Annotated in this window: 24 protein-coding genes and 1 tRNA gene; 7 read left to right on the top strand and 18 right to left on the bottom strand. The window is 53.1% G+C overall.

The features are described 5' to 3' along the window. Positions 1-229: 229 nt before the first annotated feature. Positions 230-2038 (bottom strand): hypothetical protein, encoded by a 1809-nt coding sequence (locus Abor_RS13090; RefSeq protein WP_244877853.1) that lies wholly within the window; start codon positions 2036-2038, stop codon positions 230-232. Between the two features lie 24 nt (positions 2039-2062). Beyond that, the gene (locus tag Abor_RS01540; RefSeq protein WP_048840099.1) at positions 2063-2416 is read right to left on the bottom strand and encodes a MobC family plasmid mobilization relaxosome protein; all 354 of its coding nucleotides are present in this window, start codon (positions 2414-2416) and stop codon (positions 2063-2065) included. Positions 2417-2758: 342 nt separating this feature from the next. Here Abor_RS01540 and Abor_RS01535 point away from each other — a divergent pair, with 342 nt between their 5' ends. Beyond that, complete coding sequence (locus tag Abor_RS01535; protein WP_048840068.1) at positions 2759-3439, top strand: SinI family restriction endonuclease; 681 nt, start codon at positions 2759-2761, stop codon at positions 3437-3439. Here the strand turns inward: Abor_RS01535 and Abor_RS01530 are convergent. From Abor_RS01530 to Abor_RS01490, 8 genes are all read right to left on the bottom strand, one after another. Next, complete coding sequence (locus Abor_RS01530; protein WP_219809786.1) at positions 3436-4905, bottom strand: DNA cytosine methyltransferase; 1470 nt, start codon at positions 4903-4905, stop codon at positions 3436-3438. The two genes, Abor_RS01535 and Abor_RS01530, sit on opposite strands and share 4 nt — an antisense overlap. Positions 4906-5071: 166 nt before the next feature. After that, complete coding sequence (locus Abor_RS13085; RefSeq protein ID WP_244877852.1) at positions 5072-6697, bottom strand: site-specific integrase; 1626 nt, start codon at positions 6695-6697, stop codon at positions 5072-5074. Positions 6698-6791: 94 nt separating this feature from the next. Next, positions 6792-6874, bottom strand: a tRNA-Leu gene (locus Abor_RS01515). 89 nt (positions 6875-6963) lie between these two features. Next, entirely contained in the window at positions 6964-7665 is a 702-nt protein-coding gene (locus Abor_RS01510) for a M48 family metallopeptidase (protein WP_048840067.1), read from the bottom strand. 100 nt (positions 7666-7765) lie between these two features. Beyond that, positions 7766-8227, bottom strand: a complete 462-nt coding sequence (locus Abor_RS01505; RefSeq protein WP_048840066.1) for a YcgN family cysteine cluster protein — start codon at positions 8225-8227, stop codon at positions 7766-7768. Between the two features lie 28 nt (positions 8228-8255). Further along, positions 8256-8663: a hypothetical protein gene (locus Abor_RS01500; protein WP_126621191.1), complete on the bottom strand. Its 408-nt coding sequence runs from the start codon at positions 8661-8663 to the stop codon at positions 8256-8258. A 55-nt stretch (positions 8664-8718) separates the two neighbouring features. Continuing rightward, positions 8719-9789: an extracellular solute-binding protein gene (locus tag Abor_RS01495; protein WP_052946334.1), complete on the bottom strand. Its 1071-nt coding sequence runs from the start codon at positions 9787-9789 to the stop codon at positions 8719-8721. A 45-nt stretch (positions 9790-9834) separates the two neighbouring features. Next, on the bottom strand, positions 9835-10956 hold the full coding sequence (locus tag Abor_RS01490) for an ABC transporter ATP-binding protein (RefSeq protein WP_048840064.1): 1122 nt from the start codon (positions 10954-10956) through the stop codon (positions 9835-9837). A 70-nt stretch (positions 10957-11026) separates the two neighbouring features. Between Abor_RS01490 and Abor_RS01485 the strand changes: the two genes are divergently transcribed. The 6 genes from Abor_RS01485 (at position 11027) to Abor_RS01460 (ending at position 15132) form a co-directional block, all read left to right on the top strand. Beyond that, entirely contained in the window at positions 11027-11329 is a 303-nt protein-coding gene (locus tag Abor_RS01485; RefSeq protein WP_048840063.1) for a hypothetical protein, read from the top strand. A gap of 39 nt (positions 11330-11368) precedes the next feature. Beyond that, complete coding sequence (locus Abor_RS01480) at positions 11369-11794, top strand: phage holin family protein (protein ID WP_048840062.1); 426 nt, start codon at positions 11369-11371, stop codon at positions 11792-11794. Between the two features lie 147 nt (positions 11795-11941). After that, a complete protein-coding gene (locus Abor_RS01475) occupies positions 11942-12439 on the top strand; it encodes a MarR family winged helix-turn-helix transcriptional regulator (protein WP_048840061.1) in 498 nt (165 codons plus the stop codon). Between the two features lie 19 nt (positions 12440-12458). Beyond that, positions 12459-12653, top strand: a complete 195-nt coding sequence (locus tag Abor_RS01470) for a DUF1656 domain-containing protein (RefSeq protein WP_048840095.1) — start codon at positions 12459-12461, stop codon at positions 12651-12653. A 29-nt stretch (positions 12654-12682) separates the two neighbouring features. Then, positions 12683-13594, top strand: a complete 912-nt coding sequence (locus tag Abor_RS01465; protein ID WP_048840060.1) for an HlyD family secretion protein — start codon at positions 12683-12685, stop codon at positions 13592-13594. A gap of 23 nt (positions 13595-13617) precedes the next feature. Then, on the top strand, positions 13618-15132 hold the full coding sequence (locus tag Abor_RS01460; protein ID WP_048840059.1) for an efflux transporter outer membrane subunit: 1515 nt from the start codon (positions 13618-13620) through the stop codon (positions 15130-15132). A 403-nt stretch (positions 15133-15535) separates the two neighbouring features. Here Abor_RS01460 and Abor_RS01455 read toward each other — a convergent pair whose 3' ends face one another. The 8 genes from Abor_RS01455 to hpnC form a co-directional block, all read right to left on the bottom strand. Further along, positions 15536-16048, bottom strand: a complete 513-nt coding sequence (locus Abor_RS01455) for a RidA family protein (RefSeq protein WP_048840058.1) — start codon at positions 16046-16048, stop codon at positions 15536-15538. 1 nt (position 16049) lies between these two features. Next, entirely contained in the window at positions 16050-16484 is a 435-nt protein-coding gene (locus Abor_RS01450; protein ID WP_048840057.1) for a c-type cytochrome, read from the bottom strand. Next, a complete protein-coding gene (locus tag Abor_RS01445; protein WP_048840056.1) occupies positions 16484-18082 on the bottom strand; it encodes a flavin monoamine oxidase family protein in 1599 nt (532 codons plus the stop codon). The genes Abor_RS01450 and Abor_RS01445 overlap by 1 nt, the downstream gene beginning before the upstream one ends. A gap of 359 nt (positions 18083-18441) precedes the next feature. After that, positions 18442-19146: a phosphorylase family protein gene (locus Abor_RS01440; protein WP_048840055.1), complete on the bottom strand. Its 705-nt coding sequence runs from the start codon at positions 19144-19146 to the stop codon at positions 18442-18444. A gap of 3 nt (positions 19147-19149) precedes the next feature. Next, entirely contained in the window at positions 19150-21120 is a 1971-nt protein-coding gene (gene shc / locus Abor_RS01435; RefSeq protein WP_048840054.1) for a squalene--hopene cyclase, read from the bottom strand. 57 nt (positions 21121-21177) lie between these two features. After that, positions 21178-22476, bottom strand: coding sequence for a hydroxysqualene dehydroxylase HpnE (hpnE, locus tag Abor_RS01430; protein WP_048840053.1), 1299 nt, complete (start codon positions 22474-22476; stop codon positions 21178-21180). Between the two features lie 25 nt (positions 22477-22501). Continuing rightward, positions 22502-23392, bottom strand: a complete 891-nt coding sequence (gene hpnD, locus Abor_RS01425; protein ID WP_048840094.1) for a presqualene diphosphate synthase HpnD — start codon at positions 23390-23392, stop codon at positions 22502-22504. Positions 23393-23465: 73 nt separating this feature from the next. Further along, positions 23466-24326, bottom strand: coding sequence for a squalene synthase HpnC (gene hpnC, locus Abor_RS01420; protein WP_048840052.1), 861 nt, complete (start codon positions 24324-24326; stop codon positions 23466-23468). Between the last annotated feature and the right edge of the window lie 168 nt (positions 24327-24494).

The following is a 24494-nucleotide window of genomic DNA, read 5'->3' as shown; positions in this document are numbered from 1 at the left end:
GACGATGGAGCAAAGACAGCCTTTGCCCCTCATTCAGCCGAAAAATCGTGCTATTTCAGGTGTCTGTGGTGCGAACTGCGGGACTCGAACCCTGAGATGCGGGTGAGTTGCGTTCAAAACCTTGCTGATTTCATCAAGGAAAACGCTAAAAGACGTCCTTCTTGGTAACGATTTATGAGAAACACTTTGGAGAAGAAACAAGTTCTCGTCAAGAGACTTCCCAAAACGTTCAAAAAGGTGAGGGGGTGACAGAGGGGCGGCGGTTGGTCTGCGGGTTCGGTGCGGGTTTTTGTCGAGTTGTGGCTTCTGTTTCCGGCTTGAAAAACTTGTTTTGAAGTTGGTCTGTTTTAAGGGCGTATGTTTGTAAAATCTTGAGGGCTTGTTCGAGCTGTCCTGTATGCTGGGCACGGAAGAGGGCTTTCCGTGTGGTTTTATCAAGGTCTTTGTGCAGGCCGGGGAGTTGCCTGAGGTGGTGTAAGCGGTTTTGAGCGGCTTCGAGGGTAGGTTTGTAGGCAGTCTCAGCATTCTTTTGCTCTTCTTTCCTCTGCGCCATGGATTTTTGATAAAGGGTCCTCAGTAAAGCGAGGGTTCTTTCTTTATCAAGAAGAACTGAGATGTATTTCTTCTTCTGGTCATAGTAGTTTTCCAAATCCCGTTCCCGTGCTGTGGGCACCGGCAAGGTCAGAGGATGGGGCGGCGTTGCTCTCAGGCCAAACAGGTAAAGTAAGGTCTCAATGAGGTAACGGAGTATCTCAGTAAGGATAAGCAGGGCTTTTTCAAAAGCCTCATCGGCCTTGTGCCGTCGTCCGGTTAAACCTCCCAATAAGGAGGCATAAGCGGCTTCACGTTCCTGATGTGCTAAGTCGAGTGTTTCCTTAGCCTTTTTCAGTTTTATCCGAAGGGGCCTTATTTCGCGTAAGATATTTTGGAAGACTTGGTCGCGTGTTGGGACTGGCCCATACAGCGATAAAGGGTTCTGGCGGATAATCTGTTCACATCGTGTCACCTCTTTTTTCCAGTCTATTAGGTAATGGGCAAAGCCGGGGTTAAGGTTTTTGGTTTGATGGAGAGAAGTCACGGTAGGACGAGACCTTGGCCCTCTACGCAGTGGGATAATCATGGCATCCGGTGGCAAGACGCGGGGCGGTCTGGCGCTGAGCGGGCTTAACCGGCAGGCACGGGCGGCAACTGGGCACACAGGGTGGGGCTCTTCTGCTGGCAGGGCCTCCTGCATCAGAAGCGCACGGAAGTCTTTCATGCGTATTTTGGTCAGGCGGGTAAAAGAACCAATCAGAGTGCCGTCCGCTGTTTCAATGATATGGGCACCCGGTCTGGTGGTGCTTCTATCGCCTTCACGCATCACAAGGCCCTTTTCTTGTAATAGACGGCGGAAGGCAGGGAGTTTTTCGCCGGAACGCTGCCAGAGGGCGGCAATTTCTTTCTTTAAAGCCGGTAAATCCAAAGCCTGTCGTTCTGTCATGCGGCGTGCCTGAGAGGTGTACGCGGCACGGGGAAGGGGAGCACCATCAGGTATGAGAACTTCCACCAGTTGGGCTTCGCGATGCTTGCCCTCTTTGTGCAAAGCATTGGCAATAGCGGTATCATGACGCCCAGCCGTTAAAGGATGCCCCAGCCTGATTTCTTCCAACCGGGCGACCTTCTCCAGTCGCATATAGGAGAAGCGGCTACTCAACACATGGTTATGCTGCCATTCAGGCAGAATAAGATGTCCATGCCTCTTACCGTCTTTTTGGTGAAGGATAAGGGCGCGAGAGGCTTTATCGGCCTTGAGTTCCTCACAAATCCGGTCAGCAAACTCTGACAATTCATTGTCTGACATGGCCGGTTCGGGATTGAAGGCGATGTGACGGAGGCCATAGGTCAGGCCTTCACGTTTGGCTTCCTTAACCCAGTCTTTAAGCCAGTATTCGCTGCCTTCACGCACCAGAATGGCTTCGTTCTTCTCACCCCGCAAGACATGGGCGGCAAGGGCTTTATGGCCACTGCTTATCTTGATGCGGGTTTCCTTGACAATCATGGCCACATAGTTGTGAGGGCAGGGTCAATGTATCGTCTGCCGGGAAGCGGGGCGGATACGGCGCAACAGTCTGTCCGTCCGGTCTTTCAGGGCGTCGACGTCGTCCAAAGTGGCGGCACAGGCCACCGCTTCGCCACGATTGGCAGCGTGGGCCAGTTGGTTGAGGTTGTTGCCAATACGGGCAAGGTCTCCTCGTAGGCCTCTGAGTTCAGCAAGGAGTTGGTCACCCTCTTGGCCTGCGAACTCGGCATCACGCAAGAGAGCGCGTATCCACCCGGCGGTAGTATGGTGCCCGGCCCGTCTGGCGACAACTTGCCAGCGGTCGAGTTCGTCGGGTCTGGCCCTGACGGAGAGGCGGGACGTTCGGATTTCAGGCATGGTTTCAGTCTCCTTATTTGCGGGGGTCAACGGGGGAGGTACTCCCCCTTGCCAGCTTGTCCAAGGCACCCAACGGGTAGCCATTGGACACTGCTGGCTCCTGACACAAACCCCATGGAGATTAAGGTAATCTATTTCCATGCAAAGAACGAAAAAAGAACAAGCTATTTGGTAGACACAAAGATAATTTTTTATGATATAATATCTAGAAGGATATACCCAATTTAGTTTTTCATTTTTTGTAAAATCTTTAGCTTAGAGTTGAGTGTAAGGGGCTTATGGGGGAGGGAAGGCTTGTTCTTTTATTTTCATAGTGTATTTTTTTAATATAAGGAGAACGCTATGAAATTTGTAGAAAGTGCTGCTCATATTGCCGCTGATGAAATGAGCAAAGTTAATAACGATTTGGTATATGCATATGTTCAATTAATTAAGTTTCTTTCTCTTTACCCAACAGCTGCATCTACTCCACGTGGGTGTTCTTCTGCTTCGATAGGATCGGTCGAATATATTCGGAAACAGGCACGAGTCTTTTCTGAAGGGCGAGTCCCTAAAAAGCCAAAGCCTCCTAAAACTATACCTGATGAGATGGTCTCAGTTATACTTGTTTCATACTTTGAAATATCCGAAGCAGATACCGGACGTATTCAGCGTGAACATGCCCTATCGATGGGAGCTGAGAATATTGTTGGGGATTTACTAGAACGTTATATTGCCTCTATTTTAGAACCAAGGGGATGGATATGGTGTTCTGGAGCAATAGTTAAAGCAGTAGATTTTATAAAGCCACCATCAGATAGGGAGGAAGTATGGACTTCATTGCAAGTTAAAAACAGAGATAATTCTGAAAATTCTTCTTCAAGTGCAATTCGATTGGGAACAGATATTAAAAAATGGCACAGAACATTTTCAAGAAAAATCGGTTCAAATTGGGGGGCCTTTCCAGACCCCACGTTAGCATCTTTGCTTTCTGAAGAGGGTTTTAAGGAGTTTGTAACAAAATACTTGCAGTCATTAAATTAAAGGGGCTCATGGGAGAAAAGATTTTTTTGTAATGTACTATGTTGGGTTTCTATATTGGTATTCATTTTATGCGCCCATGAAGTGTCATTAGTGTCTTTGTAACGACTAAATGGAAAGTTAGCTGGAGGTCTTTTTTCTTGGCCTGCAATATGGGCTAAAATGGTACGTCCTATAGCTTCACCAAGTCCGACAGGAACGGCATTACCTATTTGTCTATATTGATCAGTAATGGAACCACAAAAAATCCAACTATCTGGAAATTGTTGAATACGCGCATACTCTTGCACAGATAGTGGACGATTTTCAACCGGGTGACATATGTCTGTTGCTGGCATAATAGGAGAAGTGACAAGGGTGCAGGAAGGTTTTTCCCAGTCTAGACGTCTCAAAAATCCGGTTTTACCCCCGCCTGAGTCTAGTGAGTTACCTAGTGCTGCACGATGCAGCTCTTTAGGTAAATGTTTCCAATATTGCCCAGGCTTTAAAAGTTTATAAAAATTCACTCGTGACTCTGGGAACTTCGCGTGGTCACAGTTTTTGGGGTCAAGGTCTTTCACTGCTTCTGCAAAAGTTCTCCATTTAGGTAAACCAAAATCACCTTTTTGCGAGTGAGTCGGCGTTAAGTATGGTAGTTTTTTACCATCTCGTGAGCAGATTAAAACTACTCGTTCCCGCGATTGTGGCACCCCAAAGTTGGCTGCGTTATAAAGATTGAATGATACTCCATAGCCTGCGCTTTGTAGAGTTTTGAGAATATGCATTAAAGCCCCACCGGATTGTTCTTCCGGGGTTGGCTGCCAATTTGATCCTCTTTTTGCGTGGGGGGTATGCACCATGGGAGCGGAAAGTAAGCCGCGTACATTCTCAATGACGGCAAACTTAGGTTTTAGCTCTAAAATTAAGTCGATATACTTAAGCAAGGCGTTTCCTCTAGAGTCATGAAAGCCTCGACGAGTTCCTGCTGTAGAGAATGTTTGGCAAGGTGGGCCACCAACTATAACGTCAATGTCTTCTGTGGGACTTAAACCAGAGAATTCACGTATTTCTTTAGCTGTGTATTCCCAAATATTGCCTATAAGACCAATATCTGGTCGATTCTTTATAATTGTTTGTCGGCATAGTTTATCGATTTCACAAGCCATTCGGATAGGTATGCCAGCGTTCTCTAAGCCAAGATCCAGTCCCATTGCTCCAGAAAAAAATGATAATGCTTTAATGCTAGAATGGTGGGGGAAGCGGCATATTTGATCTGCTACAGGTTCACGAGTTCTATTCTTCAAATAGACTTTTATGGCATCCTCTGTGGTCAACCATTGCTTGCCAATTTGTTGACCTTGTAAATTGCCTGAACGCATTAATGAACGTACTCGTTGTTCCGAAATCCCAATTTTCTGTGCGGCATCCTTTGTGGTAATGAGGTGGGGTATCGTGTCCATTTTCCGTTCCGAAACTAAATTAATACCCATTTGATATCATGTTTGCGTTAAATCGGAAACCCTATAAAATATTCATGCACCAATACTAAATTAAAAATAATAATTTATGATATATTTACCATTATAAAATAAATAAATAAATAAATAAATAAATAAATAAATAAAAAATATTTACCATTTTTCCCACATAATAAAATTATTTTTTGATTAAACAGAGTGTCGGATACCTAATGACCTCCACGGTATGCTTCAGATTTTCGGTGATAATACCTGAGAGATAGGTGGTGGCTCCTTGACTTTTATGGCTCGCTTCGTGACCGAGTAGGGCATCAATCCACAGTTCTCTCAGGTCTCCTGCCTGATTACGAAGACGGGTAGACACAGTGTGTCGGAAACTGTGGAACGTGATGGCGGCAGGTAGGCCAATCGTTGTTTTGAATTTTGAGAAGTTCCGGCCAAAGTCTGTACCACGTGGGCCGCTTTTTGGGGTTTTCAGTTCCGAGAATAGGAATTTCTCACTGTCTTTCTTGAAGTCTAGAATGCCCCATTCCAACAAAGCACTATGGATGGGCACATTCCGGGTGCCTGCTTCTGTCTTGGGTGTCCACTTATCCTCGGGGTGGGGGCGGAGAAGGAAGCAGGGGATACCATCAACCTCCTGAATATCCTCATTCCTCAGGTTGCAGATTTCTCCCAGTCTCATACCGCTATAGGCAGCAACCAGTGTAATGCCTGCAAAGGTTGCTTGCGAGATGGTGTTGCATGTCCAGACTGAAGACGACAGCAGGGCCAGTTCATCATCTGTCCATGCCCTGCGCGGGTTCCGTTTAGTCAGGTCAAAGTCCCAGTTGCTCCAAGGGTTCTTCTCTGCAATCTCACGACGGATAAGCTGGTTCCACAGGGCTGAGAACCGCATGAAGTGGTTCTTCACGCTTTTGCCACTGAGGGTCGGCAGGTCAAACTCCTGTGCCCGTTCGACCTCAGCGTTTAAATCCAAGTCCTGCTTGCCTTTGGCGTAGGAGGTCGGGAGGGAGAAAAGCAGGTCTCTAAACTCCCCAGCGACGCGCCCGGTAATTTCTTTAACCGGCTTATCGCCAAAAGCCTGCACAAAGAGTGCTACCGTGCGGGCGGTTTCTTTCTTGGTAGCTTCACTTTTCTGGCTGTCTGCCAGCAAGGCAAGCTGAAGGGCTTCCGTCAGGCGTGGGGAGGTTGGGAGAACTGGTGCCGGAGACGGTGTAGGGGGTGCCAACTGATGGGACGGTGGCACTGCACCGGGAGCCTGAGAGAGGGCAGGGCCAGTCTGGAACAGTTTGACTAGAGTGGCATGAAGCCGCTCTATCTCTTCGGTCTTGCGGGCAAGGCTGGCCTTGTCTTGCATCGTGCCCGTTATCATGTCCTTGCGCAGTTTTATCATGTTCTGGTTCAGACGTTCCAACGCCTCAGAAGAATAGGCAATGAAGGCTCTTGTCTTGAGCAGGTCTGCATAGCGGGTCATGCTGGCACGGTAGCGCTCAAGTTTGAGTTGCCCTGCGGCAGCGCGTTCGCTGTTTTCTATGACCTTTTCCTGCTGTTTGATGATGTCTTCATACAGGGCCAGAAGGTCGTCTTTGGTGATGGGTTTCTTCTGGGCTGGGTCAGTCATGAGGCGGGCCGTTCTAAATAGCGCACTGGTCTGGGCATGGAGGGCCATGGCAGAGAGGCGGGCTTCTGATTTGTTCCCCGTTTTGAGGGAAATCCAGAATTCAGTTTTGCCGAAGAGGGGCCATAAGGCAACGGGGACGACGCGCCGGAAATGGTAATGGGTGCCCACGAGAGCCAGCATTGAGAACTTCTCCAGTTTGGAGAAGGACTATGGAGAAGCGGGTTTACACTTCACCGCTTTCAGGGTTTCTCAATAAAATCAACACCTTAAGGTATGCGAACTGCGGGACTCGAACCCGCACGCCCTTACGGGCTGGAGATTTTAAGTCTCCTGCGTCTACCATTCCGCCAAGTTCGCTTAGGGCATAATCCAGTAGGTGGATTGTGCGTGGTGGGCGTTTAGTGAGGTGGGTTTTAGCATGTTGGTGCGTTGCGGCAAGAGGGAATTTACTGCGCGCCCAAGAGAGCGGGGCCATAAAGCTTTAACCATGCCTCTGCTTGCTGGCGGTAAGGGGTTAAATGGTCTGTATAAGCCCAGAAGGCAGGGCTGTGGTTCATGTGTTTTAAGTGGGCGAGTTCGTGGGCAATCAGGTAGTGGCGCACAGGCAGGGGCGCCATGACCAAACGCCAAGACAGCATGATGCGGCCAGCACTGTTGCAACTGCCCCATCGGCTTGCGGTATCTCTAATGTCGAGTTTGCTCGGGCAGAGGGCTGCTGCATGGGCTGCGTGGTGCAGTTCTTGTGTAAGAAGTGCGCGCGCACGTTTTTTTAGAAAATCTATGACCCGCCTTGCAATAAATTCGCTTTGGCCACTCACGCAAAGTGTATTGCCCTCAACCCAGACACCACTGCGTGCGTTGGGCTGGTGCGTAATGGTATAGGGTTTGCCTTCAATGGGAATAATGCCTTCGTGGGCAAAAGAAATTGTTTGTGACGAGAGTTTTTGAAACCGCTCTAGAATCCATTTCTGTTGGGTCTGTAAAAAAGCGAGAGCGGCTTGTTGTGGATAATGGGGAGGGCAATTGACAATAAGTGCCCGCTTTTTGGGGTCTAGGCGGGCAGAAAGGCGACGTGCACGGGGTGAGGTGCGCCAGATAAGGGGCACTTTGAGAGAGCCAATAAGGAGTTCTGCTGGCGGTGGGGTCATGGCTTGCTGAGGGGGTGCCTAGAACCGGGTGAGGGTCGGTTGGTGGGTGCGTCGTGTAAAGCACTGCAACCGACTTATGTTTTTAGTAGAGAGACACACACTAAGGCGTGTGTGTAGGTTGGCCGGGCCATGCCACAAGATAGTCTTCTAGGTCTCCGGCTTTGCGCTCACTTATGCAACGCCCTGCGGCAGAGGCGCCAGACGTTTTAACGCTCTCATAGGTGCCAGTAATAAGAGGGTGCCATTCAGGAAGGCCCTTATTTTCTGAAAGGCGACGGTAGGCACAATCTGGTGGTAGCCAGTCGAGCTCTTTTACCATGTCGGGTGTGAGTGTAATGCAGTCTTGCACTTTGCGGTGGCGCTTGGCGTAATCTGTGCAGCGGCAGGTTGCTGTATCAAGCAGGCGGCAGGCAACAGACGTGTAATGAATTTCGTCTGTTTCTTCGTCGCGGAGTTTATGTAGGCAGCAACGGCCACAGCCATCGCATAGAGATTCCCATTCCTGAGTCGACATCTCAGAAAGCGGTGTGGTTTCCCAAAAAGGTAAAGGGGGTGTGGTCATGTCGCCTATGGTAAACGACAGTTCTGGTTCAGGGAAGGGTCGCGCGCATAAGGGCAAAAGTGCCCAACAAGCTTAGCAGGAGGGCAAGAAACAAACCAATTGCCAACGCTGTGCCGAGTAACGGAAACCATAAAAGCCGAAACCGTGCGCTTTTGTTGGCGCCCAGTTCCTGTGCGGTGGTGGCCCATGTGCTGGGTGTATTTTTAAGGCGTGTGAGAGGGGCCAGAGAAATAATTGGCCCGATGAGCACACCTTGTAAAAAGGACAGAAAAAAGAGGCTACCAGCCGTGTGCAAACCACTAAAAGGGAGCACTAATGCCGCGAGCGTTGCGGGTACAACACTAAGCAACAAAAGGATATGCAGCCTTTGCCCCTGACGACTTAGAAGGGCAAGGCTAAGCACCGCGGCGGCAAGCACAATGCCGCTGGCCGCCATGAAAAGGCTATGGAATAGGAAAAAAATGGGTGCGGGCACGGGTTTCTACTTTGTCTTAACGTTCTGTTGCCCAGTGTTCGAACCGTGTGCTCAGCTCTGCCAAATGGGTGTCCCAGAATGTGTCATCGACTGAAATGGCGGAGGGGAGGTGTTGCAGGTCTGCTGGGCCAGACGCCATTTCAGTTAAAGATGGCAGAGACGGCCACGCATTGGCAAAGGCTTGTTTTTGGGTGGGGTGTTCTAGCCATGCCACTAAGGCAAGGGCGCTTGCGTCTTGTCCCGCAGTTTTAGGGATACCCCAAGCGTAATTAACGGCCAGCCTTTGGCTCCAGAAAATACCAAAATGCTCGCGCTCTGTGGGCGGTAGGCTGAGGATTTCTCCGGTTGGTACGCTCCCCATTAAGGCTCCACCGCTTTTTAAAATGCGGGCGGCTTCTTCTGGGGTAGACCACCAGACAATATAAGGGCGAAGCTGGTCGAGTTTGCGAAAGGCGCGGTCTATGCCGTCTCGGGTGTTGAGTACGCGGTAGAGAGCCTCTGATGGTACGCCGTCAGCTAGCAAGGCAATTTCTAGCGTAGTGCGTGGGTCTTTCCGTAAGCCACGGCGGCCGGGGTGGCGGGCTACATCCCAGAAATCTGCCCAGTTGGGGGGCGTTTCAAAGCGGGAGTGATCCCACGCCATGGCGTAATCTATGGTGGCGGAAGGCTGGCCACAGCTTGCGTTAGAGGTGTCTGTAGGGTCGCGCACCAAAAGCCCAAGCGAGCAACTGACTTGCAAGCTGCTATTTTCCATCATGAGGGCAGCCCACCGTTTGGGGTTAAGGCTTTCTTGCTTTTTTAAGCTGTCGAGCGTGCCGTCCCATGGGGTGGCGCTAATGGTGTGTTTTTGGGCTTGTTCGTAAGGGGTAAACAAAACCTTTTGCTGTGTTGCGGCAATAGCCCCCCCGAATGTGAGAACTTTGAGAGAGGCAGGCAGTACCGCATGGCGCACCCGGTGGTAGGTACGTGCGTGTGCCCCGCCAGCTAGGCCAGAGAGCAATGTGCAGGCGAGCGCAAACGCCCCGAGAGTGCGGCGGGTCTGCTTGGGTGCGGCTGTATGCGGTGCAAAGGCATGGTGCAGAAGCAAAAGTAGAGCGACCTCATGCGCGGGGGTTAAACCTGATTGTCTATTCTAGCCTGATTTTTGATCCATCGGAAAGGCTGTAGCGCTACCAGCTTGCCACGCTACAAGTGCAAGCCGCCCTGGTTCAAGTTCTTTGGGGAGATGAACAGGGGGGCGGTGGGCAAGTATTTCTGTGCCATCATGTAAGCGAAAGCGCAGGTGAATGCTGGTGCCAATGTGGCGAGCGCTGACCAAAGAGCAGACAAGCATACCCGGTTCTGCGCTTTCTGTGGGGGCTGTGCGCGGAAACATAACAGACAGCCGGTCTGGGGCGATGCAGATGGTGGCAAGGTCGTTCTCTTCCAGCCCTGCGGCGGCCATGGCCTCAACGACTTCGCCGGAGGGTAGGCGGAGCTCGGCGCAGTCATCTTCTAAATAAAGCACTTTGCCCGTTAGGGCGTTGGCCTCTCCAAACGCTGTGGCTACGGCTTCGGACGTAGGGCGTTGGAGCAAGTTTGCGGGGCTGCTGAGCTGAAGGAGGGCGCCGTTTTGCATAATGCCAAGCTGCTCACCCAACAGCAGGGCTTCGGTACGGTTATGGGTAAGCAGCAGGGTGCTTAGGCCAATGGCGCGTTGTAGCTTTTCCAGCAAGGTAATAAGCCGCATGGTGCTGCTGTGATCCATGCCGGTAAACGGTGTTTCAAGTACGACGGCGCTAGGCCGTACCACCAGCAGACGGGCGAGCTGTGCACGAAATGTTTGCTCAGCGTTAAGTGTGGCTGGCGTCGCATTGCGAACAGCATCTAGCCCCATAAGTGCCAGTATTTCTGCGGTGCGGTAGGTCATTGCGGCTTGTGACAAGCCGCCTTCTGCCTTGAGGGGGAAGAGAATATTTTGCGTAACCGACAGATGGGAGAAAAGGGGGGAGTGTGGGCTGAGTAACCCCAATTTGCGCTGACCAACCGGCGCAGTGGTCACATTTTGCCCGTTAACAAAAATTTGCCCAGATTGTGCTGGGGTGTGGCCCGCTAATGTGCGCGCAAGGGGGGCAAAGTCTTGCAGGTTTGGCCCGATTCCCAATAACGCAACGCATTGGCCGTGGGGTACTTGCACGCTTAGGCTTGGCCCACTCGGTTGTATGGCCAGATTTGAAAGTGTGAGTGGCAGTGGCAAGCCATGCGCGGTATGCATGCAACGATATCCTGAGTTTGGCGTTAAGATAGGGTATCTTCACTTATTAAGAGCAAATAGGACTTTTGAAATGTCTTCTGAAAAAATCAAAGAAGTAAAAGCTGCTAGCGAAGACGCCGTAGAAACTGCTCGTGATGAAATTGAAGCGGTGAAAGCGCATCTGGAGCGTCTTATTACCAAGCATATTGTGCCTGCACTGACCAATGCTGGCAGCAAGGCAGAAAATTTGACAGATCAGGCGGTTGCCAACGCAAAAGAACTGGCCAATCATGCGCGCCAAGACATTTCCAAGCAGACGCGTGGGCCGTCCTCTCTTGTCTCCATCGCTATTTCTGGCGTTGTAGGCTTTATCCTCGGTCGGTTGTCACGCTAAAGCATTAACGTGCTCTGAACGAAGGTAGCCCTGGAGACCATGCGTATTTTTGAACTTGGCAGGTCAGCCCTGCATGCTCAGTCCCACCTTATGCAGCAGATGGCCATTCGTCTTGGCCGTCAGGCTGCGTTTTTGGTGGTTGCCGCAGTGTTTGGCTTTTTTGCTCTTGTTTCTGGGCATGGCCTCCTGTGGGCTTTGTTCTTGTTTGCCTTTCATTGGGGGCCGGTAACTTCAGCTTTTGCTGTGTTTGCCCTAGACCTGATTGTGGCGCTTATTTGTGTGCTGTTTGGCCGCCGGTCTTACCTGACCACGGCTGAGGTCGATGCCCGTATTGCCCGTAACCGCTGCATGACCCAAATGCGCGAATCCGTAACAATGGCGGCTGTTACCGCTACGGTGGCAACCTCTGTTGGGCGGCACGGTACGCGCAAAATTTGGGACGTGCTGCGCCGTAAAAAAGGCTGAGTATTGAGCCTTTTTAAACAGCCCTGCTTTTGCTGATAGGTTCCATTCCAAATTTGCATTGGCAGGGTGGTTTTTTTTCTGTGAATGATGGCCCCCGCAATTTGTAAGTGTGCAAACAGTTTGCATGCTTGCTAGCATGGGCTTGTAATGAACTCTCACGAACACTCAGCACAGAAGGCAGACATCCGCCGGTCTTTCGGGTACCGGCTGGCACGCCTTGCGGCCGTCTGGCGCCGCGAAATTGATGCTGACCTGCGTGAGTTCGGGCTGACAGATGCAACATGGCGCCCGATTTATTACCTTACCCTTTCTGCTAAACCTTTAAGGCAGACCGACTTGGCGCGGTCTCTCTCGCTTGAAGCCCCGTCTTTGGTGCGTTTGTTAGACGTGCTGGAGAAACGGGGCTTTATTGTACGCGCCATAGATGAAGAAGACCGCCGCTCCAAGCTGGTGAGCATTACAGAAACCGGACGTGAGATTGCCACGCTGGTCAGCCGTGCAGCAGATCGTGTTGCAGCAAGGCTAACTGCTGATGTAACCGCCGAAGAGATGGTTGAATGCTGCCAGATATTTGATCGTGTTGAGCAGGCGGCTACGGCCCACAAAGAGCCTGCACCAACCGAGCGGGACTGTGCCCGGTTATGAGAGTAACGAGAATGGCGTCATGCTGACGGAGTTCAATCTCTTTGGTGTCTTTATGGCGCCTGTGGTGGTGTATGCCCTCGCGGCTTTACCACTGACTATGCTTGTTCGGTTTGTACTGTGGTGGAGCGGCGTGCTGGGCTGGTTCTGGCACATCGCTTTATTCGAAGTTTCTTTATACGTTTGTATCTTCTGCCTGCTGATCCTGTACGTTTGATCCACCATAAAGGCTTTTGAGTCTCTGCAATGCCCCTTCTGCGCACCCTGATACGAGTTATCCTGACCCTTGCGGTCGTCTCAATGGCCATTGTTCTGGGGGTCACCCTCTGGAATGTTTACATGATTGCGCCATGGACCCGAGACGGGCGCGTGCGCGTGTATGTGGTTGACGTGGCCCCTGAAGTGCCCGGCACAGTGGTGCAAATTCCGGTGGTGGATAACCAGTACGTGCATAAGGGCGACCCGCTCTATGTGCTTGACCCGGTACGTTTCCGTCTTGCCATTCGGGAAGCGCAGGCCCGTCTGGATGGAGCACTGGAAGACCTGAAGCTAAAACGCAACGACGCACGCCGCCGTATGGGGCTGGGTGGCATTGTGTCTGCGGAAGAGCAGGAAGTGTTTAACTCTAACGTTGCAACCCAGATTGCCGATGTGGACGCAGCCCGTGCAGCGCTTGATCTGGCAAAGCTGAACCTGCAACGCTCTGTGCTGTATTCGCCCGTTAATGGCTACGTGACCAACCTGAACGTGCGGGTGGGTGACTATGCGCCAGCAGGCCAGCCCCGTATGGCCGTTATTGATGCCGATTCTTACTGGGTTTATGGCTACTTTGAAGAAACAAAAATGTGGGGCGTGCATGTGGGTGATGAAGCCCGTGTGAAGCTGATGGGCTACAAACCTATCCTGACCGGCCACGTTGTCAGCATTGCCCGTGGTATTAACGATACCAACGGCACACCAGATAAGCTGGGCCTGCAAGACGTAAACCCTATCTTTACATGGGTGCGTCTGGCGCAGCGTATTCCGGTTCGTATTCATCTTGACCATGTGCCAGACAGTGTCACGCTGGCGGCAGGTATGACGGCAACAGTCAGTGTGGGGCCTGAACCACGTGGGCGGCGCGGTAAGCTGACCACATGGCTGCAAGACCACCTTTGAGCGCAGGCAGGGTGCTGAAAACAATGAAGTTTCGTCATCGCCTCGGCTTATTTATGGCCTCGACCATGCTGCTTACGGCGTGCACTGTTGGGCCAAATTACCAGCCAGACCGCATGAAGGTGTCTGCGCAGTTTAAAGAAGCCGCAGAAGAGCACCCCGCAACGCCAGAAGAAGTGGCGCGCACCAACAAGGAAATGACAGAGTGGTGGGCGGCCTTCCATGACCCCATTCTAACCCGCCTTGTTGAGCAGGCCATTGAGAGCAACTACGACCTGCAAATTGCTGGCCAGAATATTCTGGCAGAGCGTGCCATTCGTGATCGTTCAGCCTCGCAATGGTACCCGCAGATGGATGCCAATATGGGTGGGGGCGATGTACGCTACTCCATCAATATTGATAACTGGCCCATTCGCCCCGGTAACCCGTCTAACAGGCCGCAGGCTTCTATGCTCACCTACGGTGCTACGGCATCTTGGGAGCTAGACGTTTTTGGGCGCATTCGCCGCGATGTAGAAGCGCATGAACGCGCTGTTGAGGCCTCTATTGAAGGCCGCCGCGCGTTGTTAATGACGCTTTTGTCTGAACTGGCGTCTGACTACATGCTGTTGCGTGTTACCCAGTTGCAGATTGGTATTGCCACCAACAATATTCGGGTTGCCAAAGAAGGCGTTGACCTTGCCAATAAGCTGTATCTGGAAGGGGTAGGTAACACCTTACAGACAGCACAGGCGCAGGCAGAGCTTGATGCCCAGATTGCTGCGCGTGAGCCGCTAAAAACCCGTGTTTCGCAGGTGACGCACGCTATTTCCGTGCTGTTGGGCAAAATGCCCGGCGAACTGGAAGATGAGCTTAAGGTGCCGCGCCCTCTGCCTACGGTGCCTGCTTTCCCTGCGACTATGCCTTCTATTGTTATGGCGAACCGCCCAGATATTCGTATGGCAGAGCGTAAATACGCGTTGGCCACCGCCCAGATTGGCGTAGCTGTTGCCAACCTGTACCCACACTTTGTTATTCCGCTGACCTTTAACCCTAATGCGTCAGCCATGTACCAGCTCTTTCAGGTTAACGGTATGAGCTGGCAGTTTTTGATGATGGCCAGCTTGCCCCTGATGCATGGTGGTAAAATGACGGCCGAAATTAGAGCTGCGCAGGCCTCAGCTGAGGCCGCGCGCCTAACCTACCGGCAGACAGTGTTAACGGCCTTTAAGGAAGTAGAAGATGCCATGGCAGCATGGCATGACGATATTGAATATGCCGAGCAACTGCATAAGGCCGCAGAAGACAGCACTTTAGCGAGTGAGCGCGCCCGTAAGCTGTATGGGGCAGGGCTTGTTGGCTTTTTGGAAGTGCTAACCACCGAGCGTACAACCTTAAATGCCCAGAACATGGAAGCCTTGGCCAAACTGGAACGCCTGCGTGATGCTGTAAACCTTTACACAGCCCTTGGTGCAGGGTGGAAAGGTGTGCCGCTTACGAACACAACGTTGCCCGTTTCTCTTGAAACACAAAACGTGTTAGCGCGGGCCTTTAAGCAATAACGCTAATGGGTGCGACATATATAGCCTAGCCCTCTGCCTATACGTGCTGCCTTATGAGGTAGATTTGGCCGAGAGTTTTGCTGTGTGCTTAAGTGGCTGAGCCATGGTGGTTAATGATAGCCGCCATGAGGAAATTCTGGCGCCCAGACTGTGCTGGCTGCCCATTACTGGTGGGATTGGGTGTATTAAGTATGGCCGGGTTTTACTGGCTATAAGCCCCAGTTTAGCACAGCCCGGCTAAATTTTTGAGAGCACTGATAGCGAATAAAACCAACGGCTTTAAGGTGCCGAGCAGCCGAGTGTGCTCAGGCGTGGCTTTCTGTGCTGTGTGTAGCCGCATAGGGGGCTGCAAGTTGTGCTGGTGGTTCTCCCTCCTGCTGTAGGGCAAGAGGGAGTGTCCTGCTTATTTTTTGACAGGCCGTACAGCGGTTACTTCAATTTCAATCAACCAGCCGGGGTTAGCCAACTGTGCAACCGCAAAAGCGGAGCGTACTGGCAGGTTGGGCTGTTTGGCGGTGCCAAAATACTGGGTGTAGGCTTTCATCATGCCCGGAAAGTCGAGCTGTTTGGTGCGTGGGTCAGCGACCATGTAAATGTGCATTTGCACGACATCGCCCATGGTCAGGTTCAGCTTTTTCAGTTCGCCTTCAATCCGTTGGAGAGAGGCCAGAGTTTGTGTCTGGGTATCTCCGTAGGCTTCAAGGCTTTTGGCTGGGGCTGTTTTGTCCTGCACGGGGGCACCCATACCGCTGAGGTAAATGGTGCTGGCCCCAGCGGGTACTTCAACCGCTGTAGAAATAGGGAAATGGTCTGCCGGGTGGCGAATAATGCCGTCTTCAGCATGTGCTTTCAGGCACGGTGCCAGAAGGCCTGCGCTCATAAGGCCAGCAAGAAGCAGAGATTTGGAAAGCTGCATATTATTGATCCTCTACGGTCAGAGATGGCCGCATCTCTTTCACTTCGTCGGGTTTTAGTGTGTCAGTATAGTGGTTGCCAAAGTGTGTACGAATATAGCCGACAACATCAACCACCTGTTTGTCGCTTAAAAGCCCAGCAAACCACGGCATGCCGCCATACCCGTTAAGAACAACATAGGCGGGGTAACTTGCGGTTTTGAGTTTAGCGTTGCCAGCCAATGCCGGAAAGCGCGCACCAGCCCCTACAGCGCCTTTACCATCTGCCATGTGGCAGCTTTGGCAGACATGTTTATACACAGCCGCGCCATCTGGCATGGCCTGCATTTTACCAGCGACAGCGCTTGCGCTATCGGCATATGCGGCTTTGTAGGGGGCAAGCGGTGCCACTGTTGCAGCCGCAAGAACAAGGGCAGAAAGGCTATGGTAATACCGCATTAGGCTGCTCCCAAAGCGCGTTTATGCAAGCGGGTTACGGCGTCTAGGGCAGAGAGAATGGCCCCTTCCTGCCAGCAGCCAATGTAGGAGGCATGCTCACCGGCCAGCACAACGCGGTTATCAACACCGCACAGCGTTTTGTAGTGGGTCTTGCGAGACTCTTCTGTCCACATGGCGCAGCAGCCTAGTGTCCAGGGTACGCGGCTCCAGGCAAAGCTGACACCGTTTGAAAACTCTTTGCGGTATTGTGGGTGAATGGCCATGCCTTGAGCCAAGGCCCGTTCAAGCCTTTCTTGGGGTGTCATGCCGGCAAAGTCGTAGGCAGAGGGGCCAAACATATAGCCGCCCAAGAGCACGGCTGGGCCTTTGCTAAAGTAGCCATGGCTTGGGTAAGAGATTTGGCTGATCTGCTGGTCTGTAAAGCTGATCCCACCGTAAATCTGGTCATCTTCTTCCCAGAAGCGGCGTTTGAATTCGAGACCCATTTTAACAGAAGAGGCATAGGGCACAGCCTGAATAGCCGCCTTCATGCCATCGCTCACTTGCACATCAAGTTGGGAGAGTACCGAGAGGGGAATGGTGCAGACGCAATAATCTGCTTGTGTTTGGCGCACAGCCCCACCGTTGGCCATATCGTTATAGGTAACGGTTACACCCTGCTCGCTCTGGTGCAGGGCGGTTACCTTACAGTTGAGCGTGATGAGGTCTTTGACCTGACGGGTAAAGCCTTTACCAATTTGATCCATACCGCCAACGGGCTGGAACATGGTGGTTTGCATGTCTAGCCGCTCGTGAAATGCCATCCATGTCCATAGGCCGGATTTAAGCACTTCTTCACGCGCAAAGGGGCTGGATGGAATAGGAGCACCATCAATGCCGCCACCTTGTGGGCGCTCAAAACCCCGGCGGAGAGAGCTGATGTCACCCTTGGTATAAGCGCCATTTTTGTCGAGAGCACCCCAACTTTTCATAGCACTTTGTAGGTGTGCGCGTTCATCTGGGGTCGCAAAATCGTCCAGCTTATGCTGGTCAATGGCTTTAGAGAGCAGCTCTGCTGTAAAGCCCGTGAAGTCTGAGGCAAACTCGCGGTAGCGCACGGCTTTGCCACCAAACGCGCCAGAACTATGCAGCCAGCTATTGTGGTTAAGCTCAACAAACGGTTCTAGCTCAACACCAAATTCCTGACAGTAATGCAGCAGGCCTTGATGATGGTAGGGAATACGCCATGGGCCGGGGTTGATATAGTTACCTGCCGCAAAACCCACTTTTTGCGTGGCGCCACCTAGCTCTTTTACCGTATCGCCGCCACGAAGGCTGATGTTACGGCCACCACTACGGGTTTGGAATTCCAGAATTTGGACATCATAGCCCGCTTTGCGCAGTTCATAGGCAGAAAGCATACCCGCAAGGCCTGCCCCCAAAACCAGAACTTTGGTGCCTTTTTTGGCCCCTTTCAGGTTGGGTGCGCCCTTAAAGTCTGTGCCTGCGGCGTGGCCAAGTGTGGTCATGGCTTGGTACAGGGCAGCACTCCCGGCCAACGTACCAATACGGGTTAAAAGTTGCCGCCGCGTAGGGGGAAGGGAATGAGCATGTGGCATTCAGTGATCCCGCAATATTCTTGAAAAACAGTCTGTTAAGCGCAGGCAATGCAGGTGGCCAGACTGTGGTGCGCCGCACTACCTAAATGTTCCTTATTCAAAACAATAAGTCAGATGTTTCGATAAGGCAACATATAGAATGGGCGCAAAAACGTATTTCAAGGCACGCAGCTATAAGGCTGGGTACAGCGTGGGCTGTATGGAGCCGTAATACGGTTTAATGCGTAGAATGAAGGTTCTGAGGGGGGAGGAGGAGAGGCTATAACTTTACGTACACTAAGGCAGGGTTATAGCATCTGCCTGTAAGAGCTGTGCGCCTTGGTGCCCGTTTTTGCAAAGGGCCACCAAGGGGGCAGTGCCTAGTTTGCTAAGCGCGCAAACGCTTGCAAGGTGCGTTGTTGTTGCAGAAAGTTCTGCATGGCTTTGCGGGCCAAGCTTGCATCTTTACCCAGTGCCATAAGGGCCGGAATTTGCGTAGGCTTACGCAACAATGAGCTGAGTAACGCCTTAATATTCAACCCACCATCTGGTGAGAGCACGGCCCCGGCAACTGGTGGGAGTGTACGGGTTGCGGGGTCGCACACCACACGCAGTACGGCAAAGGGTAGCCCCGCATCTGCTGCTGCGCGGGCAAGAAAGCCGCTTTCCATATCTAAGGCCGTACTGCCAGATTGTGCAAAAAGGGCGGCTTTTTCTCCAGCATCTAACACCACGTGGCCGCTGTGTAGCAGGCTGCCGCCTACGCTGCTGGCTTGGCCAGACCCCAAAATATGGCGCAAGGTTGGGTCGCACACATATGTGGTACCCCAGGCCAAGACGGTTTCGGGCACAATAATGGTGCCAGCGGGCAGGGCAGGGTCTAGCCCTGCGGCTAACCCAAAAGAGAGCAGGCAATCTGCGCCGCACGCTGCCAGCCGTGCGGCCTCACGCTTGGCACCGGCACTGGTGGCCCCGCTGGCCGCAATAGCGGCATGCGGGAAAACCTGCCGGATAAACTTGGCTTCTGCCGTAAGGCCAACCAGAATGCCCGGCTTGGTGGGGGTAATATGTGCCGTTGCCGCCATGGTTTAAAACCCGAAAGCTACGCGGCGGGTATTGCTGCTTTCAAGGTTACGGTAGCGGGCCAACGCCATAAGCGGGAAGAACTGCTTGTAACCGTGGTAGCGTAGGTAGAAAACCTTGGGGAAGCCGACAGCATTATACGGGTCTTCGTGCCATTCGCCGTTGTCGTCCTGCTGGCTAGCAAGCCACGCAACACCTTTGGCGACGGCGGGGTCATCGCGGCGGCCAGCAGCCATAAGGCCCAGCACGGCCCATGCGGTTTGAGAGGGCAGGCTTTCACTGTACGTGCCGTGTGCACCGCCTTCGTAAGATTCGCAGCCTTCTCCCCAGCCACCTTCTGGGCGTTGCACCGAACGGAGCCATTCAACGGCTTTTACAACGGCGGGGTCATCGTGGGAGATGCCCGCTGCATTAAAGGCGCACAGCACAGACCATGTGCCGTAAACATAGTTGGTGCCCCACCGGCCAAACCAAGAGCCGTCTTGTTCTTGGTCTTTACGCAGGTACTCAATGCCGCGGTCAATCACCTGTTGGTCTTCTGGGTGGCCAAGCTGCGCCAGAAACGAAACGCAACGTGCGGTTACGTCTGCTGTTGGGGGGTCGAGCAGGGCGCCGTGGTCTGAGAAGGGAATGTGGTTGAGCAGCTCTTTATTGTTATCAATATCAAAAGCACCCCAGCCACCATTGGTGCTTTGCATGCCAATAATCCACTGGCGGGCGCGCTCAAGGGCTTCTGCATTGGCTTCGTCCCCCTCACGGTGGAGCAGCATGCCCACAACGGCTGTGTCATCTACGTCTGGGTAGTAGTCATTACCGTACTGAAAAGCCCAGCCGCCGGGCGCTAGGCCGGGTTTGTTAATGGCCCAGTCGCCCTCAACGTTGAGAATTTGCTTATCCCGCAACCATGCACTGGCTTTGCGTAGCTCGGTAAGGGTTTTTTCTGGTTCTATGCCGTTAGGGCCAGAAGCGGCTTCTATCATGGCATGGCCAGACAGCCCCGTATCCCAAATAGGGGAAACGCACGGCTGGCAATAGGCTTCATCGTCTTTAATAACCAGCAGCTTTTGCACGGCTTTCCATGCTGTTGCTGCGCGGGGGTCTTCATCTGGTACGCCAAGGGCGCGGTACATCATGACCACGTTGGCCATGGCTGGGTAGATGGCACCAAGCCCGTCCTCACCGTTTAGGCGGGGTTCAATGAAGTCTATGGCAGCTTTAAGAGCTTTTTCGTGGGTTGTGGTTGGAATAAGGGGCAGCAAGGGGCGCAGCACCGTATCCAGCCCTTTAAACATACGCCCCCATACAGAGCGGTAAGGGCCACGGATCCAGTCTTTTACCTGCTCTGGCGGAGTGACAAACAGTTCGGGCACATGAATGCGGCGGGGGTTAATGGCAACGGGTTTAAGGGCTGCCAGCACCAGCAGTGGGGCAATAACCGTGCGCGACCAGTAAGACATATTCCAGACAGAGAAAAACGCCTTACGGGGTAGCAGCATGAGCTCGATCGGCATAACCGGTGTGGCGCGCCATGGGGCATCACCAAACAGGGCAAGCTGGCAGCGTGTAAACACGTTGGTGCGCTCTGCACCGCCGTGGTCTAAAATGGCCTCACGCGCGCGGCGCATATGAGGTGCGTTTATGTCGTCCCCAATGGCTTTGAGCGCAAAATAGGCTTTGACCGAGGCAGAGATATCGAATTTGCCATTATGGTAGAGCGGCCAGCCGCCATGGTCTTCGCTTTGGGTGCGGCGCAGGTAATTGCCGATCTTTTGTTCCAGAGCGTCATCAATGCGGTCGAGATAATGTTCCAGCAAAACATATTCGGCTGGAATAGTGGCGTCGGCTTCGAGTTCGTACACCCAGTGGCCGTCTTGTTGCTGATGCTTGCCCAGAGCGGTGTGGGCGTTTTTTACCGCACGATCCAAGTTCTCCCGAGAGAGGGGGGTATCGGAAAGAGCGCTGCCATCAGCGGCCATGGTGACTATTCCTTTCTGCTTCTGTGCGTTTGGGGCCAGAAGGCTCTGGCCAGGGTATTAGGTTGGGCGGCGTAGCCCAAGGGTATAAACAGCCTGCACACCGGAGCGCATGGCCCCTTCGAGTGTGGCGGGCAAACCGGTTGCCGTCCAGTCTCCTGCCAAAGCAAGGTTAACGAGTGCGGTGGCAGGGCCGGGGCGTAGGCGGTTTTGTGCCGGTGTGGCAGCAAATGTTGCCCGTTTTTCCCATACCACACGTTGGTGTGCGGGGGTGGCGGGCAGGGCGGTTTTGAGCACCGGGTCACAGGCACGGCGTACATCGTGCCAGATGGTGCGGGCTAATATGTCTGGGTCTTGCGCGGCAAAGCGGTTGGCGGCACTGACTGTAACAGACAGAATATCGTCTCTGAGAAAGACCCATTCTGCAATGCTGCCAACCAACCCAATAAAGCCGCTTTGGGCAAAGCTGCCCAAAGGCTGTGGGGCCTCGTTTAAGCGGAAGTGCAGGTTGAGAATGCTCTCAAACTCATCTGGTGCGCTAAAGCCGGGCACACGGCCTGCCAAAAGGCTGCTGGCCACGGGGGCGGGTACTGCCAGAATAATGGCGTCATCTGCGCTTAGGGGCAGTGGGCCTTCTGGGGTATGGAGGGCCGTTACGCGGCCACGCTCAATATCTAGCCCGGCAATACGGCTTTGGGTGCGTACGTCAACTTGCATAAAGCCAAGGTGCTTTAATGCAGGGTCTACCAGAGATTCGGATAGCCCTTCTTTTGCGTACCACGGAATACAGGCGTTACCGCCCTGCGAGAGAGATTCGCGCACAACGGCACCTAGCAGGGCCGCACTACCGGTTTCACACGCGGTATTAAGGGCAGAAATAGCTAAAGGTTCAAGCAGGCGGCGGGTGAGGGCACCGGGTAGCAGGCACTCTGCAACCGTTGTATCCCCTTTGGCTTTAATGAGGTTTTGCAGGCTGCGGAGTTCAACAACCCGCATATCTGGCACACGCTTGTGCGGTTGGAAGACCCACCAAGGCACCTTGCCGCGCGAGAGGTCGAGCGTCCAGCGGGCATCTTCGGCTAAATCAACAAAGGGGAAAAGCGGTGCACCGGGGCCGGTTAGGGTGTCTGTGCCGCCGGTAAAGGCCAGATACCTAAAAACGGTTTTGTTGGCAGACAGCAGCATGTGGTTGCCGTTATCAATACGGCAGCCTAATTGGCGGTCTTCGTAAGAGCGGGCGCGCCCGCCGCAGGCGCGGCCTGCTTCGTGCACGATAACGCGCTTGCCACAGCCAGCGGCCTCAACCGCGGCGGCAAGCCCAGCCATACCGCCGCCAATAATATGCAGAGTGCCTGCCATAGACTCGGTTACCCTTTACTCAAAGTTATGGAAGGTAAGAGGCTGCAAGCCAGAGGAGTTTAGTGGCGGTAGAGGTCTGTGGGCGTGCCAGCAAGACGTTGTTTGCCCACCCTCTTTTACGCAACGCAACCAGAATAGCCTCGTAACTAGCCCCCATAATACGGGCAGGCAGCATGGCTTTGGGCTGGCAGTTGCGCATGGTGGCAAACGCCTTACGGAAATGGTCTTGCGCACGGGCCGCCAGAATGCGGGCGACATCTTCCAGCCCCGGTGCAGACAGCGCCTTAACGGGGTCTAGGGGTACGTTAAAGCGGTTAAGCAGGTCTGATGGGAGGTAGAGGCGGCCACGGGCGGCATCTTCTGCAATGTCGCGCAGAATATTGGTAAGCTGCAATGCACGGCCAAGGTGCAGGGCCACTTTGTCGGCCTCGTCTGAGCTATCTCCAAAAATACGCACAGACAGGCGGCCTACAGCAGAGGCTACGCGGTCGCAGTATAGATCCAGCGTTTTTTCGTCTGGGGCAACAATGGTGTTTTCGGCATCCATAATCATGCCGTCAATCACGGCATCAAAATCTGCCTGACGGAGGGAGAAGAAGCGGATAGTTGCCAGCAGCACGCGCTCTAGCGGGTCTTGGGCTTCGCCTTCGTACAAGGCGGCAATGCGGGTGTGCCATGTCTCAAGCGCTGCTTTGCGTTCTGGCATGGGGGCTGAGCCATCGGCAATATCATCGACTACGCGGCAAAACGCATAAATGGCATACATGCCGTAGCGGCGCATGGGGGGCAGAATACGCATGCCAGCCGCAAAGGACGTACCGGCCTGTTTTACAGTGCTTTCAACCCATGCCAGATCGGCCGGGTCGCACCCAAGCGGGGTTGGCTTGTCATGCGTCTGGATGTCTTCAGCTGTCACGCGTTTTCCACCTGTTGGTTTATTGTCTATCAAAGTTGGGTCTTTTTTACAGAAGTTGCCGCGGGGGGAAACCTCAAGACCATACGCGCAGGGCCGCAAGGGCTGCATGCGTGGCATCTGTTTTGGTTAATGCTACACGCCCAGCTAGGGGGTCTTGCCGCCTAAGGCGTAGGGTTAGGCGGTGGGCCAGTTCTACAATGGCTGCGCATTCCATACGAAAACGGCGGCTTTTCATGTAAGCGGGCAGCGTTGTGGCCTGCTTGTTCAGGTCATCTACCGCATCAAGCAGGTTATTAAACACGCGGCGCAGGCGCGGGGGGGTACGGCCATCTTCCAGATCAGATTCTGAAGCGCCAGCCAGTTTAAGCATGTCTGTTGGCAGGTAGCAGCGTTTAAGTATGCGCAGGTCTTTTTGGCAGTCTTGCAAGTGGTTGAGCACTTGCAAAGACGTACAGAGCGCGTCAGACGCTGCGTAAGATGCTGAGGTTTCTTTGTGCAGGTCTATGAGAAAACGGCCCACAGGGTTGGCTGAATATTTGCAGTAATGCAGCAGGTCTTGCCAGTTTTTGTAGTCTGTCCCGCGAGAGTCGTCGCGAAAGGCGACTAACAGGTCTGTTGCGGTTTCAAACGGTACGCCGGTTTGCTGCAGGCTGGTGCGTAGTGTGGCGGCACTCATGGCGTCTGGCCGGTTAATGGGCTCGCGCGTGCCCAGCAAGACTTCTTCCATGGCGTTAAGGCGCGCCAGTTTGTCTTCTGGGCTTAGGGTTTCGCTGTCTGCAATGTCATCAACCGTGCGGGCATACGCATAATAGGCATGAACGTGCGGGCGCAACTCTTTGCTGAGTAAAAACGAGCCAACCGGAAAGTTTTCGTCCGAAGCGCCTTTCCCGGAGGAGGCGTCGGCTTTGCCCCATACAGATACTGTTTCAGTCATGCCTAACTCTATGTGGTGTGGGCGGTCATTTGACCGCTTCCTTTACACCCTCTTCTGGCTGCTGCCTACTCCTGCCGTTAGTGGGCTGATATATGGTAAGAATTTATAGTGTCTTCTTTAACTGATTTCTGACACTATTGCGGTGTTAACTGGTTCTGTATTGGTAAA

This window comes from Acetobacter orientalis, from assembly GCF_000963965.1.
Classification (GTDB): Bacteria; Pseudomonadota; Alphaproteobacteria; order Acetobacterales; family Acetobacteraceae; genus Acetobacter; species Acetobacter orientalis.
This window is presented reverse-complemented; position numbering and strand designations above follow the sequence as displayed.

What these genes read in the sequence shown, in the direction of transcription:
- Abor_RS01445 (WP_048840056.1), bottom strand. Translation starts at nt 18,082, where the DNA reads ATGCCACATGCTCATTCCCTTCCCCCTACGCGGCGGCAACTTTTAACC.
- Abor_RS01460 (WP_048840059.1), top strand. Translation starts at nt 13,618, where the DNA reads ATGAAGTTTCGTCATCGCCTCGGCTTATTTATGGCCTCGACCATGCTG.
- Abor_RS01440 (WP_048840055.1), bottom strand. Translation starts at nt 19,146, where the DNA reads ATGGCGGCAACGGCACATATTACCCCCACCAAGCCGGGCATTCTGGTT.
- Abor_RS01480 (WP_048840062.1), top strand. Translation starts at nt 11,369, where the DNA reads ATGCGTATTTTTGAACTTGGCAGGTCAGCCCTGCATGCTCAGTCCCAC.
- Abor_RS01540 (WP_048840099.1), bottom strand. Translation starts at nt 2,416, where the DNA reads ATGCCTGAAATCCGAACGTCCCGCCTCTCCGTCAGGGCCAGACCCGAC.
- Abor_RS01485 (WP_048840063.1), top strand. Translation starts at nt 11,027, where the DNA reads ATGTCTTCTGAAAAAATCAAAGAAGTAAAAGCTGCTAGCGAAGACGCC.
- Abor_RS01450 (WP_048840057.1), bottom strand. Translation starts at nt 16,484, where the DNA reads ATGCGGTATTACCATAGCCTTTCTGCCCTTGTTCTTGCGGCTGCAACA.
- hpnC (WP_048840052.1), bottom strand. Translation starts at nt 24,326, where the DNA reads ATGACTGAAACAGTATCTGTATGGGGCAAAGCCGACGCCTCCTCCGGG.
- Abor_RS01465 (WP_048840060.1), top strand. Translation starts at nt 12,683, where the DNA reads ATGCCCCTTCTGCGCACCCTGATACGAGTTATCCTGACCCTTGCGGTC.
- Abor_RS01475 (WP_048840061.1), top strand. Translation starts at nt 11,942, where the DNA reads ATGAACTCTCACGAACACTCAGCACAGAAGGCAGACATCCGCCGGTCT.
- Abor_RS01505 (WP_048840066.1), bottom strand. Translation starts at nt 8,227, where the DNA reads ATGACCACACCCCCTTTACCTTTTTGGGAAACCACACCGCTTTCTGAG.
- Abor_RS01470 (WP_048840095.1), top strand. Translation starts at nt 12,459, where the DNA reads ATGCTGACGGAGTTCAATCTCTTTGGTGTCTTTATGGCGCCTGTGGTG.
- Abor_RS01530 (WP_219809786.1), bottom strand. Translation starts at nt 4,905, where the DNA reads ATGGGTATTAATTTAGTTTCGGAACGGAAAATGGACACGATACCCCAC.
- Abor_RS01535 (WP_048840068.1), top strand. Translation starts at nt 2,759, where the DNA reads ATGAAATTTGTAGAAAGTGCTGCTCATATTGCCGCTGATGAAATGAGC.
- Abor_RS01510 (WP_048840067.1), bottom strand. Translation starts at nt 7,665, where the DNA reads ATGACCCCACCGCCAGCAGAACTCCTTATTGGCTCTCTCAAAGTGCCC.
- Abor_RS01490 (WP_048840064.1), bottom strand. Translation starts at nt 10,956, where the DNA reads ATGCATACCGCGCATGGCTTGCCACTGCCACTCACACTTTCAAATCTG.
- hpnE (WP_048840053.1), bottom strand. Translation starts at nt 22,476, where the DNA reads ATGGCAGGCACTCTGCATATTATTGGCGGCGGTATGGCTGGGCTTGCC.
- shc (WP_048840054.1), bottom strand. Translation starts at nt 21,120, where the DNA reads ATGGCCGCTGATGGCAGCGCTCTTTCCGATACCCCCCTCTCTCGGGAG.
- Abor_RS01500 (WP_126621191.1), bottom strand. Translation starts at nt 8,663, where the DNA reads ATGGCGGCCAGCGGCATTGTGCTTGCCGCCGCGGTGCTTAGCCTTGCC.
- Abor_RS13085 (WP_244877852.1), bottom strand. Translation starts at nt 6,697, where the DNA reads ATGCTGGCTCTCGTGGGCACCCATTACCATTTCCGGCGCGTCGTCCCC.
- Abor_RS01455 (WP_048840058.1), bottom strand. Translation starts at nt 16,048, where the DNA reads ATGCAGCTTTCCAAATCTCTGCTTCTTGCTGGCCTTATGAGCGCAGGC.
- Abor_RS13090 (WP_244877853.1), bottom strand. Translation starts at nt 2,038, where the DNA reads ATGATTGTCAAGGAAACCCGCATCAAGATAAGCAGTGGCCATAAAGCC.